The 14,569-nt window shown below is 58.1% G+C and carries 12 protein-coding genes, 3 tRNA genes and 1 pseudogene; 9 read left to right on the forward strand and 7 right to left on the reverse strand.

All coding sequences use genetic code 11. From position 1 onward, the window contains the following. Positions 1–5 precede the first annotated feature (5 nt). The 5 genes from ACEN8Z_RS15605 to ACEN8Z_RS15625 all read right to left on the reverse strand — a co-directional run bounded on the left by ACEN8Z_RS15605 (position 6) and on the right by ACEN8Z_RS15625 (position 5,363). The gene (locus ACEN8Z_RS15605) at positions 6–1,028 is read right to left on the reverse strand and encodes an ABC transporter permease (protein WP_008000138.1); all 1,023 of its coding nucleotides are present in this window, start codon (positions 1,026–1,028) and stop codon (positions 6–8) included. Further along, positions 1,028–2,089, reverse strand: coding sequence for a microcin C ABC transporter permease YejB (locus ACEN8Z_RS15610; protein ID WP_108228194.1), 1,062 nt, complete (start codon positions 2,087–2,089; stop codon positions 1,028–1,030). The genes ACEN8Z_RS15605 and ACEN8Z_RS15610 overlap by 1 nt, the downstream gene beginning before the upstream one ends. Further along, a complete protein-coding gene (locus tag ACEN8Z_RS15615) occupies positions 2,089–3,957 on the reverse strand; it encodes an extracellular solute-binding protein (protein WP_495594770.1) in 1,869 nt (622 codons plus the stop codon). Before ACEN8Z_RS15615 ends, ACEN8Z_RS15610 begins: the two co-directional genes overlap by 1 nt. 135 nt (positions 3,958–4,092) lie before the next feature. Next, entirely contained in the window at positions 4,093–4,374 is a 282-nt protein-coding gene (locus ACEN8Z_RS15620; RefSeq protein ID WP_007984657.1) for a peptidylprolyl isomerase, read from the reverse strand. A 107-nt stretch (positions 4,375–4,481) separates the two neighbouring features. Then, entirely contained in the window at positions 4,482–5,363 is an 882-nt protein-coding gene (locus ACEN8Z_RS15625) for an esterase/lipase family protein (protein ID WP_007997918.1), read from the reverse strand. 334 nt (positions 5,364–5,697) lie between these two features. Here ACEN8Z_RS15625 and ACEN8Z_RS15630 point away from each other — a divergent pair, with 334 nt between their 5' ends. After that, entirely contained in the window at positions 5,698–6,762 is a 1,065-nt protein-coding gene (locus tag ACEN8Z_RS15630; RefSeq protein ID WP_495594771.1) for a hypothetical protein, read from the forward strand. Between the two features lie 57 nt (positions 6,763–6,819). On the opposite strand, the gene ACEN8Z_RS15635 is transcribed toward ACEN8Z_RS15630, so the two are convergent. Continuing rightward, positions 6,820–7,899, reverse strand: a complete 1,080-nt coding sequence (locus tag ACEN8Z_RS15635; RefSeq protein ID WP_495594772.1) for a 3-deoxy-7-phosphoheptulonate synthase — start codon at positions 7,897–7,899, stop codon at positions 6,820–6,822. 628 nt (positions 7,900–8,527) lie between these two features. On the opposite strand from ACEN8Z_RS15635, the gene ACEN8Z_RS15640 reads away from it, so the two are divergent. The 8 genes from ACEN8Z_RS15640 to ACEN8Z_RS15675 all read left to right on the forward strand — a co-directional run bounded on the left by ACEN8Z_RS15640 (position 8,528) and on the right by ACEN8Z_RS15675 (position 13,458). After that, positions 8,528–9,286, forward strand: coding sequence for a carbon-nitrogen hydrolase family protein (locus ACEN8Z_RS15640; protein WP_495594773.1), 759 nt, complete (start codon positions 8,528–8,530; stop codon positions 9,284–9,286). Then, entirely contained in the window at positions 9,286–9,759 is a 474-nt protein-coding gene (locus tag ACEN8Z_RS15645; protein ID WP_495594774.1) for a GNAT family N-acetyltransferase, read from the forward strand. Before ACEN8Z_RS15640 ends, ACEN8Z_RS15645 begins: the two co-directional genes overlap by 1 nt. A gap of 97 nt (positions 9,760–9,856) precedes the next feature. Then, positions 9,857–10,498: a response regulator transcription factor GacA gene (gene gacA / locus ACEN8Z_RS15650; RefSeq protein WP_008015884.1), complete on the forward strand. Its 642-nt coding sequence runs from the start codon at positions 9,857–9,859 to the stop codon at positions 10,496–10,498. Positions 10,499–10,500: 2 nt separating this feature from the next. Then, positions 10,501–12,324, forward strand: coding sequence for an excinuclease ABC subunit UvrC (gene uvrC, locus ACEN8Z_RS15655; protein WP_495594775.1), 1,824 nt, complete (start codon positions 10,501–10,503; stop codon positions 12,322–12,324). Between the two features lie 32 nt (positions 12,325–12,356). After that, positions 12,357–12,917 (forward strand): CDP-diacylglycerol--glycerol-3-phosphate 3-phosphatidyltransferase, encoded by a 561-nt coding sequence (pgsA, locus tag ACEN8Z_RS15660; RefSeq protein ID WP_007992985.1) that lies wholly within the window; start codon positions 12,357–12,359, stop codon positions 12,915–12,917. A gap of 63 nt (positions 12,918–12,980) precedes the next feature. Continuing rightward, positions 12,981–13,056 (forward strand) — tRNA-Gly (locus ACEN8Z_RS15665). A gap of 47 nt (positions 13,057–13,103) precedes the next feature. Further along, a tRNA-Cys gene (locus ACEN8Z_RS15670) sits at positions 13,104–13,177 on the forward strand. Between the two features lie 194 nt (positions 13,178–13,371). Next, positions 13,372–13,458: transfer RNA gene (locus tag ACEN8Z_RS15675), tRNA-Leu, on the forward strand. 83 nt (positions 13,459–13,541) lie between these two features. Here ACEN8Z_RS15675 and ACEN8Z_RS15680 read toward each other — a convergent pair. Beyond that, positions 13,542–14,568, reverse strand: a pseudogene (locus tag ACEN8Z_RS15680) (tyrosine-type recombinase/integrase); the annotation flags it as partial. Between the last annotated feature and the right edge of the window lies 1 nt (position 14,569).

A 14,569-nucleotide genomic window follows, 5' to 3' on the forward strand; every position in this document is an offset into this window, starting at 1 on the left:
CCGAATCAAGAGCGCGGATCAAAAGCGTCGCGCAAGGCTTCGCCGATGAACACTAGTAACGAAAGAATCAGCGCCAGGGTGAAAAACGCCGTCAGGCCCAGCCACGGCGCTTGCAGGTTTTGCTTGCCCTGGCCGATCAGCTCGCCCAGGGAAGCGCTGCCGGCCGGCATGCCGAAGCCGAGGAAGTCCAGTGCCGTGAGGGTGGAAATCGCCCCGGTCAGAATGAACGGCAAGTAGCTCAAGGTTGCGTTCATAGCGTTGGGCAAAATGTGCCGGACTATGACTTTGCGGTCGGTCAGGCCCAGCGCGCGCGCGGCCTTGACGTATTCCAGATTGCGCCCGCGCAGGAACTCGGCGCGCACCACGTCCACCAGGGCCAGCCATGAAAACAGCGCCATGATCCCCAGCAGCCACCAGAAGTTCGGCTCGACGAAGCCCGACAGGATGATCAGCAGGTACAGCACCGGCAACCCGGACCACACTTCCAGCAACCGCTGGCCGAGCAAATCCACCCAGCCGCCGTAATAGCCTTGCAGGGCGCCGGCCGCGATGCCAATCAGCGCGCTGACAAACGTCAGCATCAAGGCAAACAGGATCGAAACCCGGGCGCCGAAGATCACCCGGGCCAGTACGTCCCGCGCCTGGTCGTCGGTGCCCAGCCAATTGACGCTGGAGGGTGGACTGGGTGCGGGTTTGTTCAGGTCATAGTTGGGCGTGTCGTCACTGAACGGAATCGGCGGAAACAGCAACCAGCCGCCGTCCTTCTTGATCAGTTGCTGCACGTAGTCGCTGCGGTAGTCGGCCTGGAACGGCAGTTGCCCGCCGAACTCCTGCTCGGTGTGGCGCTTGAAGGCCGGGAAATACCACTGGCCTTGATAGCTGACCACCAGCGGTTTGTCGTTGGCGATCAACTCGCCGCCCAGGGTCAAGGCGAACAGGCCGACAAACAGCCAGAGCGACCACCAGCCCCGACGGTTTTTCTTGAAGCGCTCGAAGCGCCGGCGTGCCAACGGTGAAAGCTTGAGCATCAGGCGTTCCTCGCGGCGAAGTCGATACGCGGGTCGACCAGGGTATAGCAGAGGTCGCCGACCAGTTTTATCAGAAGGCCGAACAGGGTGAAGATGAACAGCGAGCCGAACACCACCGGATAGTCCCGCGATACCGCCGCTTCGTAGCTCATGCGGCCCAGACCGTCGAGGGAGAAGATCACTTCAATCAGCAGGGAGCCGGCAAAAAACACACTGATGAACGCCTGGGGGATGCCCGATACCACCAGCAGCATGGCGTTGCGGAACACGTGCCCATACAGCACCCGCCGTTCACTCAGTCCCTTGGCCCGGGCAGTGACCACGTACTGGCGGGTGATTTCATTGAGGAACGAGTTTTTGGTCAGGATGGTCAGCGTGGCGAAGCCGCCGATCACCAGCGCGGTCACCGGCAACACCAGATGCCAGAAGTAGTCGGCCACTTTGCCGATAGTCGACAGCGATTCGAAGTTGTCAGAAACCAGTCCGCGGACCGGGAACCAGTTCAACGAAGTACCACCGGCAAAGACCACGATCAGGAACATCGCAAACAGGAACGCCGGCATGGCATAGCCGATGATGATCGCGGTACTGCTCCAGATATCGAAATGGCTGCCATGGTGCACGGCCTTGCGGATGCCCAGGGGAATCGACACCAGATAGGTGATCAGTGTCGCCCAGAGCCCGAGGGAAATGGTCACGGGCATTTTTTCGAGGATCAGGTCGGTGACGGTGGCACCACGGAAGAAGCTCTTGCCGAAGTCCAGGCGCGCGTAACTGGTGAGCATCAGCCAGAGGCGCTCGTGTGCCGGTTTATCGAAGCCGTACTGTTTTTCAATGTCCTTGATCAGCTGCGGATCGAGCCCGCGACTGGACCGGGACTTGCCGCTCATGGATTCGCCGGAGCCGCCGCCAACTGTGGCGCCGCCAATGCCTTGCAGGTGCGCGATGGCCTGTTCGACCGGCCCGCCCGGCGCCGCCTGGACGATGACAAAGTTGACCAGAAGAATGATCACCAGCGTCGGAATGATCAGCAGCAGGCGCCGTAATATGTAAGCCCACATCAATGCGGCCCTCCGGGTTTGCCACGGCTGATACGCTCGGCCGTCATCTGTTGGTTGGTCAATGGCGTGGTGCTCATCTCCCACCAGCTCTCGATGGCTTCGTCATTGCTCGCTTGCACGTTCGGGATGCCGAAGCGGTTCCACCACACTGTAGAAGTGCCCGGCGGGTAATAGTTGGGAATCCAGTAGTAATTCCATTGCAGCACACGGTCCAGGGCATGGGCGTAATGCAGCATGTCAGCCTGGGTATTGGCGCGTACCAGCCCGGCAATCAGGGTGTCCACAGCCGGGTTCTTCAACACCATGTAGTTGTTGGAACCAGGGTCGGTGGCCGCCGCCGAGCCGAAATAATTGAGCAGTTCGTTTCCCGGAGAAGTGGTGACCGGGTAGCCGGTGACGATCATGTCGTAGTCGCGGCTCATCAGGCGATTGACGTACTGGGACGGGTCGATGCGGCGGATGTTCAGGTCGATGCCGATCTGTTTCAACGTGCGTTTATAGGGCAACAGCAAACGGTCCATGCCGTTCTGACTGACCAGGAACGTGAAACTCAGCGGCTCGCCCTCGGCGTTGACCAACTGATCGCCTTCGGGTTTCCAGCCGGCCTGTTCGAGCAACTCCAGGGCCTGCAACTGCTTGTCGCGAATCACGCCGCTGCCATCGGTCTTCGGCGCTTCGAACACCTTGGTGAAGACTTCGTCGGGAATCTGCCCGCGCAGCGGTTCGAGAATCGCCAGCTCGCCAGCATCCGGCAATTGCCGGGCAGCGAGGCCAGTGTTGGAAAAAAAGCTCTGCTGGCGGATGTACATGTCACGCATCATCTGCCGGTTGCTCCACTCGAAATCCCACAGCATCGCCAGTGCCTGGCGTACGCGGCGATCCTGGAACATGGGCTTTTGCAGATTGAACACAAAACCCTGGGCCGGCTGCGGTGCCTCGGTGGCGAGGTGGGCCTTTTGCAGGCGACCGTCGCTCAGGGCCGGGCTTTCGTAGCCGATGGAGTAAGCGGTGGCGGAAAACTCCCGGTTGTAGTCATAGGCGCCGCCGCGCAACACCTGGCGTGCGACGTCGGTATCGCCAAAGTACTCGATGCTGAAATGATCGAAGTTGTACAGGCCGCGGCTGACCGGCAGGTCCTTGCCCCACCAGTCGGGGTTGCGCTCGAAAGTGATGCTGCGCCCGGAATCGATCTTGCCGACTTTATAGGGGCCACTGCCCAGCGGTGCTTCATAGCCGCCGCCACTGGCGAAGTCGCGGCTCTTCCACCAGTGTTCGGGAAACACCGGCAAGGTCGCGATATCCAGGGGCAGGGTGCGATTTTCGTTGTTCTTGAAATCAAAGCGAACAGTCAGCGGCGATTCCACTTCGACGTCTTTGACGTCGGCGAACTGGGTGCGGTAACGCAGGCTGCCCTGGGTCATCAGAAGGTTGAAGGTATAACGCACGTCTTCGGCGGTAATCGGTTTGCCATCGGCAAAGCGCGCCTTGGGGTTGAGGTAAAAGCGCAGGGAAAGACCGTCTTCGGAACGCTCCATCTTCTCTGCCACCAGACCGTACACGGTGTACGGCTCGTCCAGCGAGCGCTGGGCCAGTGGTGAATAAAGCAGGCCATCGATCTGCGTGACGCCGATACCTTTGTCGATATACGGCAAGACATGGTCGAACTGGCCTATTTCGATGGCCGAGCGACGCAGGGTGCCGCCCTTGGGGGCTTGCGGGTTGGTATAGGCGAAGTGACTGAAACCGGCAGGGTATTTCGCCGGTTCACCGTAAACGGTCAACGCATGCTGCGGTTCAGCATTCACACCAGCGGCACTCATCAGCAGGGCCACGGCAGTGAACAACAAGGTAGAGAAAGCCGGTCGCATTGTCAGCCTTAGAGCCGGGTGGTCGTTAACGACAATTTGTACGCTAGCGGCGCGTCCCTCGCCAGCCGTATTACGCGTCGCAAACACAACGGCCCACCAAAAGGCGGGCCGTTGTGTGAATAGCTCAAGCGTGAATCAGTCCTGGCGACTGGTCACTTCCAGCAGGTGGTAACCGAACTGGGTCTTGACCGGGCCCTGGACCACATTGATCGGTGCGCTGAAGACCACGGTGTCGAATTCCTTGACCATCTGGCCCGGACCGAACGAACCCAGGTCACCGCCCTGGCGGCTCGAAGGGCAGGTGGAGTTTGCCTTGGCAACTTCGGCGAAATCGGCGCCAGCCTCGATTTGGGCCTTGAGTTCGTTGCACTTGGCTTCGGAAGCAACAAGGATGTGACGGGCAGTGGCTTTAGCCATGGGAAAATACTCCTCTCAATATACGGTAAAGTGTTGAGCCTACCGGATTCAGTGAGCTATTTCTCCTCAAAGTTCCGTTCCGCGCGCGATCCACGGCAGGTGGCACCTCAAAGTCCGGCGCCCCTCAAGCGCTCGGCATGCTGGACATACAGTTCAATCGGGTCGACACCTGTGCGCAACTGGCCGGTCGGTTGGCCAATGGTGTCCAGATGATCCAGTGCGTAGTCGGAACGGATAACCGTGCCCAGATGGGAACTGAAGCGACCGACCAAACCGTCGTTCTGCTCGCTTTCCGTGACGAAATAACCGGAAAGGGCCCGGCAGAAGGCGTTGAGCGGATCGAGCGCATTGAGCCCTTCCTTGAGAACATTTGACTGCAGCACGCCACTCCACGAGTAGTAACGAACACCGTTGACCCGTTCGCGCCCCTTGCCACCCCAGGTGGCGGGCAGCCCTTGCGGGTATTTGTCATTGAATGCGCCTACGCCCTCGGTGGTCAGTGCATTGAGGGCGGCAATGGCGTTCTGTGGCTGGTACTGATTGTCGCTTAATGTCGCGAGGAAGTCGGCGAATAGGGTCACCACCGTCTCGGCCACATGTTCCGGCAGACGGTCCGGTGTCAATGCCTTGCGCAGGAAATCGGCGAGCTCCGAGCCATGGTTCGGCCCGCTGACAGAAGTCACCGATGCCACACTGTGTGGCGCAACCGCTGCGGCATAACGTGCGGCCAGTGCACCCTGGCTATGGCCTATGAGGTTGACTTTGCGTGCACCGGTTCCTTCCAGTACCCGCTCGATCTGTGCGAGCAATTGGTTGCCGCGTACTTCGTTGTCGTGGATGGCCGACAAGTGGGGAACGAACACTCTTGTTCCGGCGTTCCTTAGCGCCTGCCTGATGTCGTGAAAGAGCTCGAACTTGCCGATTTTTTCGAAGCCGAACAACCCATGGACCAGCAGGATTGGATAACAGGTGCTTGCATTCCTTTGCATGTTCATACCTTTTCGCAGATGTTCGTTGGGACTGCATGGCGCTTCACTCTAAAACACTCGAGGTTGGCGCGATGTATGAAAAGTCCGCCGAAATTTGCGGAAAGCGGAATAGAACAAGTGCGAATGTTCAAGAGCGGTTGAGGCCTTAGTCGGAATAGATTGAGGACTTTTCACGGCAATCACATTCCTGCTGACCAAAGACCTACTTCGTATGTATCGATTTTCCGAGCGAGCCGGAGTGAGTGGCCGACATCACGTCTGTTTGCCATGGGGTTAAATAGCCGTCCAAAGCCGGCATCTGTTCGGTGTTTATTCCATGGACTGGAGCGAATGAATGACTGTTCATGAACCCGATATCTTGAATCTCGCGCAGCAACCATTGCCACCTCCCATACTTGAGCAGGCGGAAAACGGCGTTCTGAACCCCTCGGACAAAAAAGCCGTCATCAGGGTCCAGCCTTATCCAGGCATGACCTGCGGTGACAAATTGCTATTGAATTGGGCGGGGCTGGATACCGATGGCCTCGCCTGTAATCATCAAGTGACGCGTTTTGTCAGTGAGGACCGGGTCGGCGCGGACATCATCTTTGCCGTGGGTAGCGCACATATCGCGGCGCTTGAGGGCGGTTCACTCGAAATCGGTTACTCACTCACGAGCACCCTTTTTGCCAAGCCCGTGCACTCCCATCGTTTGCAACTGAGTGTAGGTGATGTGCAATCCGACCTGTTGCCTGCGACGGTAAACGATGCGGTGGGTAGAACGCTTGATCCGGATCGGGTGAAAGAAGGGGCTATCGTTACGATCAAACCCTATGCGCGCATGGCGGCGGGCGACTGGGTGTTGCTGACCTGGGCTGGCGTTTCGGTCGAAGCAAGTTTCAGTGATGCACTCAAGGTCGAGTCCTTTGCGGTGGGGGGCGAACTGTCGTTTTGGGTCAGCCCGGAGTGCATTGCGCTCAATCTGGGTTCCACCGTTTCCGTCGATTACTGCGTCAAGCAAGCAGGGCATGGTCCTCGTTACTCTGAAGTAACGGCACTGATGATTGGCATCCTGGAGCGCAGACCTCTGTCTGCACCCACTGTATTGGAAGCCGACGAAGGTTGGGTGGACCTGCAGGATGCGCAGGATGGCGTGACCGTCGTCATCGAAAACGCCAGGGCGGAAAGAGGAGAGCTGATTTACCTGAAATGCGATGGGGAGAGATTCAATCACTCTGACGAGCGCGAAATAACCAGGGACACCGAGGGCGAGCCGTTGGTGTTCATCGTTCCGTACCGGTTCTGGAGGGAGCATCGAAATACCGCGATCCGAGTTTCCTATTCGGTCGAGCGCCTTGACGGCACCCGCCAGCAATCCGGGGTGACACTGGTTCAAGTGCAGTCCCTGATGGGGCATTGATTGCCATTTGCCCTCCAGTCTTCGTATGAAGGCCGGAGGGCGGACGGATAATGCCGGCTATTGGGCGTTGTCTTGCGCTCGCAGCCGATCCGCCGCTTCAAGCAGCAGTTGTTCTGTCCCGACCCAGCCGAGGCAGCCATCGGTCACTGACACGCCGTACTGCAATGACGAACTCAACGGCTGGCAGCCCTCGAACAAATGGCTCTCGATCATCATGCCGATCAGCGAACGATCACCTTGCAGACGCTGTTCAAGTACATCCTTGAACACGGCTGGCTGGTGCAACGGGTCTTTGCCGCTATTGGCGTGACTGCAATCGACCATGATTCGAGCCGGAATTTTGAGCCTGGTCAGGTCGCTGTTCACCTGGGCGACGCTGGCGCTGTCGTAGTTCGGCCCGCGATGGCCACCGCGCAATACCAGGTGAGTGTCCGCATTGCCCGGGGTTTGAATGATCGCCGGATGTCCCTGGCTATCGACACCGAAATGGCGATGGGGATGGGCGGCGGAACGCATGGCGTCGCTGGCGACAGCGACACCACCGTCAGTCCCGTTCTTGAACCCTACAGGCATGCCCAAACCGCTGGCCATTTCCCGATGGATCTGCGACTCCGTGGTCCGGGCGCCAATCGCCACCCAGCTCAACAGATCGTCGAAGTAGCCGGCCGCCATCGGTTGCAGCAGTTCAGTGGCAACGGGCAGGCCCAGGTGGAGCATTTCGCGCATCAGTTCGCGGGACAACGTCAGGCCGGCGGCCATGTCATCGCTGCCATTCAGGTGCGGGTCGTAAGCCAGGCCTTTCCAGCCAACCGTGGTACGGGGTTTTTCGACGTAGGCGCGCATCACCAGCAGCAGTTGGTCGCTGACTTCGGTGGCGAGTCGGGCAAGGTTGTCGGCGTATTCGAGGGCTGATTTCGGATCGTGTATCGAGCATGGGCCGACGATGACCAGCAGACGGGAATCTTCACCGTTGAGGATCGCGCGAACCGCCTGGCGGTGGGCGGTGACTTGCCGGGACAGGGCATTGCTGAGGGGCAATTGCTGTTTGAGTTGCAATGAGCTGGGCAGGCGCAGGGTCAGCGCTTCATTGGCAGGGCTCAAGGTGGACAGCGGCAGTGCAGAGACGGACGAGTTCATATTCATGGCTTCCTGGGCTGGTGGCGGGTTCATGCCCGCGCGCTCGGCCCTACTGGGGTGTTCGACAATTGGCCAAATTGGCTGCGTGTGTGTGCTTGCCACCTGTGGGTGACCGATCGGAGGCGGCAGGCTGTCCCGAGCGGAGGGTGGTAAATCGCCAGGCGGTAAAACTGTCGTAACGGTAATAAGTGGCGTAGTTCATGTTCTGAATCCTCTAAATGTCTGGTGTGTCGCTAAAAGTGTTGGGGCTGAAAAAACAAAACCCCCGGTCGGGAGGCCGACCGGGGGTTGAGAACTCTCTGGTGGCGACCCGTTTAAAGTGGGCGCCGTGTGGGTATCAGGCGCGCCAGTGGCTAAACCAATACCCAAAATAAAAGCTGACCGGAGCACAACCGTCGTTCACCCGGGCAGCCGCAACCGAGCGCAAGGCGCTGGCGGTACGAAGCTGCAAAAGGGTGTTGAACATGGTCTGTCTCCGATGGATGGACCGAGCTTACTAGAGGCCAGTACGCAGATTCAATCAGAAAATGCTATCAGGCAAGGACAACGCTTTCTATCGCTTGAGTGCCCTGAAGGTTGTGACACACTCTGCGCCTCTATGAAAAACGCATCGTCACAAGGACGCACCATGACGACACTTACCTTCGCCGCCGCTCAGTCGATTTCCATCGCTGGAGATCTCGCCGGCAATATCGCCAGGCATCAACATTTCATCCATGTGGCTGCGGAGCAGGGCGTGCAATTGCTGGTGTTCCCGGAGCTATCGCTGACCGGCTACGAACGGGGGCTCGCGGCACAGTTGGCTATTGCACCGGACGCGGCCGTACTGCAGCCGCTGCGTGATTTTGCCCGGGAAGTCGGCGTGACGGCTGTCGTCGGCATGCCCATTCGGCTGTCGGACACATCGCCCGTGCTGATTGGCGCGCTGACATTGGGTGCCGATGGTTCTCTCGGGGTCTACAGCAAGCAGCATCTGCATCCGGGGGAGGAGGTGGCGTTTGCGCCGGGATCGGGAGGCGCGTCTCTGATAATTGGCGCCGATACCATTGCGTTGGCCGTGTGCGCAGATTTCACCCATGCCGATCATGCGGCTATGGCCGCACAGAACGGCGCTGGCATATATGCCGCTGGTGTGCTGATCACTGCAAAAGGCTACGACCCGGATACCGCATTGTTACAGGGCTACGCCGCTGGCCATTCAATGGTGGTGTTGATGGCCAACCATGGCGGTGCAACGGGTGGCTGGGAGTCGGCAGGACGTAGCGCGGTGTGGGCGTCGGACGGTTCGCTGATTGCGGCCGCCGCCGGTACCGGAAACCGGATGGTCATTGCCCGGCGTAATCCCGCGGGCTGGACCGGGGAGGTGTTGGTGGTGGAGCCAGCGTGATGGAGCGCCAATGGCGTCCGGCAACGCCTGATGACCTGGAGTTCGCCCGCGAGCTGACCTGCAAAAACATGCTGCGTTACTACATTCAGCATGATCTGTTGTGGCAGGACGAGGCGTTTGACGTGGCTTGGGCAGGGCGAGACAACCGATTGATTGCATGGGGCGACAATGTCCTGGGTTATGTCAGTCTGAGCCGTGATGCCAGCGCCTTGTACATCCGCGAATTGCATATCGTCGAAGCGTTTCGTGGTCAGGGCAATGGTTCCTGGGTGATCGATCAGGTACTGGCTCTGGCGCGCCAGGAGCGGCGCCCGGCGTTGCGCCTGACAGTTTTCGAAAACAACCCGGCCCGAGCGTTGTACGAGCGCAAGGGACTGAGGGTGGTGGGCAAGGACGAATGTTTCCTGAGGATGCAGGTGGACATCTTCGATCGGGATTGCTGCAACACGCTTGCAACAAGCCTTTCAAGATGAATTGAAACTTTTAATCTGACGCTTTCCGCTAGGTCTGCCAGATGCTTTTTGCTAAGGTGTCTGGCAACCGAATAAGACCATATCGCGAGGTGTCTGCTTGATTAGGGTGCTAGTAGTCGATGACCATGATCTCGTTCGTACAGGCATTACACGAATGCTGGCTGACATCGATGGCCTGCAAGTAGTCGGCCAGGCCGAGTCGGGTGAGGAATCCCTGCTCAAGGCGCGAGAGCTGAAACCCGATGTGGTGTTGATGGACGTCAAGATGCCGGGTATCGGCGGTCTTGAAGCCACTCGCAAATTATTGCGCAGTCATCCGGATATCAAGGTCGTCGCGGTGACCGTGTGTGAAGAGGACCCGTTTCCTACGCGGCTGTTACAGGCCGGTGCGGCAGGGTACCTGACCAAGGGGGCAGGATTGCCGGAAATGGTCCAGGCCATCCGCCTGGTGTTCGCCGGTCAACGCTACATCAGCCCGCAAATTGCCCAGCAGCTGGCGATCAAGTCCTTCCAGCCCACCAACGATTCTCCTTTCGATGCCTTGTCGGAGCGGGAAATCCAGATCGCGCTGATGATCGTCGGCTGCCAGAAAGTACAGATCATTTCCGACAAATTGTGCCTGTCCCCGAAAACCGTGAACACCTACCGTTACCGCATCTTCGAAAAGCTTTCGATCAGCAGTGATGTAGAGTTGACGCTGTTGGCGGTTCGTCACGGCATGGTCGATGCCAGCCTCTGAAAATGACCGAAACCTTTGATCCGAGCGCCTTTCTGTCGACCGTTAGCGGGCGCCCCGGCGTGTACCGCATGTTCGACAGCGAAGCGCGGTTGCTCTACGTCGGCAAGGCGAAAAATCTCAAGAATCGCCTGTCGAGCTACTTTCGCAAGACCGGGCTTGCCCCCAAGACCGCCGCGCTGGTGGCGCGTATCGCCCAGGTCGAAACAACGATCACGGCCAACGAAACCGAAGCCTTGCTGCTTGAGCAGACGCTGATCAAGGAATGGCGCCCGCCCTATAACATTCTGCTGCGCGACGATAAATCCTACCCCTACGTCTTTCTCTCCGACGGAGAGTTTCCGCGCCTGAGCATTCATCGTGGTGCAAAAAAGGCCAAGGGCAAATATTTCGGTCCTTACCCTAGCGCTGGCGCGATTCGCGAAAGCCTGAGCCTGCTGCAAAAGACGTTTTTCGTTCGGCAATGCGAAGACAGTTTTTTCAAGAATCGTACACGTCCTTGCCTGCAATACCAGATCAAGCGCTGCAAGGCGCCCTGCGTCGGGCTGGTGGAGCCCCAGGTGTATGCCGAAGATGTACGCCATTCGGTGATGTTTCTTGAAGGACGCAGCAATGCGCTGACAGACGAGTTGTCCGCCGGGATGGAGGAAGCGGCGATCAATCTCGAGTTCGAACGAGCAGCCGAGTTGCGGGACCAGATTGCGTTACTGCGCAGGGTTCAGGATCAACAGAGTATGGAAGGCGGGACCGGAGACGTGGATGTGATTGCCGCGTTCGTCAACCCGGGCGGTGCCTGTGTTCACTTGATCAGCGTGCGAGGCGGGCGGGTACTGGGAAGCAAGAACTTCTTCCCTCAGGTTGGAATTGAAGAAGACGTTTCTGAAGTCATGGCCGCGTTTCTCGGCCAGTACTTCATCAGCAGTCCTGAGCGCGACTTGCCGAGCGAGCTGATCGTCAATGTGGTCCACGATGACTTTCCAACACTGATCGCCGCCATCGACGAGTTGCGCGGTCGTGAACTGACCATCAGCCATCGCGTGCGTGGTACGCGGGCGCGCTGGCAGCAATTGGCGGTGACCAATGCCGAGCAGGCACTGAGTGCGCGCCTGGCGAATCGTCAGCACATTACGGCGCGCTTCGATGCGCTGGCCGAGGTGCTGAAGCTGGAAGAGCCTCCACAACGACTCGAGTGCTACGACATCAGTCACTCCAGTGGCGAGGCGACGGTGGCGTCCTGCGTGGTCTTTGGCCCCGAAGGCCCGATCAAATCCGATTACCGTCGGTACAACATCGAGGGCGTTACGGCTGGCGATGACTATGCGGCGATGCACCAGGCGTTGACCCGACGCTTCAGCAAACTGAAGGACGGGGAGGGCAAGCTGCCGGATATCCTGTTGGTGGATGGTGGTAAAGGCCAGTTGTCCATGGCCCGCGACGTGCTCGATGAATTGGCCGTGCCTGATCTGATTCTGCTCGGTGTGGCAAAAGGCGCGACGCGCAAGGCCGGTTTCGAAACCCTGTACCTGAACGACGCCGCACATGAGTTCACATTGCGCGGCGATTCTCCCGCGCTGCACTTGATCCAGCAGATTCGCGACGAAGCCCACCGATTTGCCATCACCGGGCACCGCGCCCGGCGTGGAAAAACCCGTCGGACGTCTACACTGGAAGGCGTCGCCGGCGTCGGACCAACACGTCGGCGGGATTTGTTGAAACATTTTGGTGGATTGCAGGAGCTGTCTCGTGCAAGCATCGAAGAAATTGCCAAAGCCCCCGGGATCAGTAAAAAGCTCGCAGAGTTGATTTATGCAAATCTGCACAGCGAGTAGAATGCCCCCTCACCTCGTAGCCAGTTGTGCCGATGAATATCCCTAATCTGATTACCGTTCTACGCGTTCTGCTCATACCGATCTTCATTTTACTGTTCTACCTGCCTTACCAGTGGAGCTACCTGGCATCCGCCTCGGTCTTCGCATTCGCTGCCGCCACCGACTGGCTGGACGGGTACCTGGCCCGCCGCCTGGAACAAAGCACACCGTTCGGGGCTTTTCTCGATCCGGTTGCCGACAAACTGATGGTTGCGGTTGCATTGGTGTTGTTGGTTCAGGAACACGGAAACCTGTGGCTCACGCTGCCAGCTGCCGTGATCATCGGCCGCGAGATTGTCGTCTCGGCACTGCGCGAATGGATGGCCGAACTGGGTGCTCGTGCCCACGTTGCCGTGTCGAACCTGGGCAAATGGAAAACCGCCGCGCAAATGCTGGCGTTGGTGATCCTGCTGGCCAATCCCAAGGATTTCAGTTTCTGGGTCTTGCTCGGCTACACCTTGCTGATGGTGTCCGCTGGCCTGACTTTGTGGTCGATGGTCCAGTACTTGCGGGCTGCCTGGCCACATCTGAAGACCGACGTTGAAAAGAAATAAAACTTTTTTGAATCAAAGGGTTGACGGGGCTTCTGGATTCTATAGAATGCGCCACACCAAGACGCGGGAATAGCTCAGTTGGTAGAGCACGACCTTGCCAAGGTCGGGGTCGCGAGTTCGAGTCTCGTTTCCCGCTCCAAGTTTGTACGCATTTGATGTCGCGCTACTAGATACCAAATGTTTTGAGGCCGAGTAGCAAAATGGTTATGCAGCGGATTGCAAATCCGCCTACGCCGGTTCGATTCCGACCTCGGCCTCCACTAATAAACAAGCTCCGTAGATCTATGATTTACGGAGCTTTTTTATTTGCAGTAGCCTGCAAGATTTAGTCTTGAAAAGGGTATTTGCGAACTTGCTTCACCGGGGCAGGATGTATATATTTCCACCTCTGCTGCACAGGCGTCAGAACTGCCAGATCGTTATTTGGCAAACTTGGACGCTTCACCGCGCTACCGCCCGAATGGCGAAACTGGTAGACGCATGGGACTTAAAATCCCCCGCTCGTAAGGGCGTGCCGGTTCGATTCCGGCTTCGGGCACCATATAAATCAAGGGTTTGCGAGCGAAAGCTGGGCAAGCCCTTGTTTGTTTCTGGTCCGTAATTATTGGATTGGTCCGCAATTCTCTTGGTTGGCGAGACTTTTTTCCCTTTTCTGTTGCGGATGTACTGCTCGGTCATTACAACGGTCGTATGCCCAAGTTGATCCCTGGCCTGCAAAATGTCACCGCTTGATTCGGCCTTGTCCGTGCCGGCTTTAGCACGCAGGTCGCGTATCTGGAACTCGGACTTTGCTACCCCGGCTGCTCCCCTGGCCAAGTCAAATCTTCCCAGCAACATCGCCACCGACATTGGTGTGCATCCTCTGTAACGATCAGCCGCGTCGAATGGACCTTGTGTTCTGACTTTCGGAACATGATCCGATCAATCAAAACCTTCAGCTCTCCAGTGATTTCAATCCGCCGCTTGGCGTTTGTCTTGCCCAGCAGCACCCATATCTGCCCTTCGCGGACGTCTCGCTCATCCATCAATCGAGTGTCGGTCACCCGTTGGCCAGTCAAATAAGCAAGGTCCATCGCATCTCGAAGGCCCACATCTGCTTTCTCGTACACACGCTTGAACAGTGCATCCTCGATATAGGTGTCCCGCCCCGTTTCCTTGTTACCCTTGATACCTGCGCAGGGGTTGGCGAGTGCTGTGTAACCCGTATCCCGGACGGAGTTCCAGATTGCACTGAGCAGAGCCTTCTCCCTGTTAGCACGCACTGGCGCGGCCTTGCGCCAGGTCAGGTACTGGCGGACGTGCAGCGGTTGGATAGTTTCGAGCGGGGCCGGAGGATCGTCGAAGAACGACATCAGGTTTTTAATTCTCTAACGTTGTCCTTTTGCGTTGCTGGTTTCTTCGATGGCACCACGTCGACCAGGTACTTCTCGGCCACGTAACGGAAGGTGATCACCTTGGCCACTAAGGCGGTGGCTGTACGATCACGCTCAAGTTTCGCGTACTCCATGATTGCCAGACCGTAATCGCTGCCGAGCGGGATCTCTTTGCGGTCCTTTCCACCGGTGTCGTAATAATAGAAAACCCGGCCGCTGGCTTTCTTGCGCTCTTTAAATCGGCCAATTGATCCGGGTTTGCTTGGTCGTCGTCCCATG

Source organism: Pseudomonas sp. Pseusp10 (assembly GCF_059492225.1).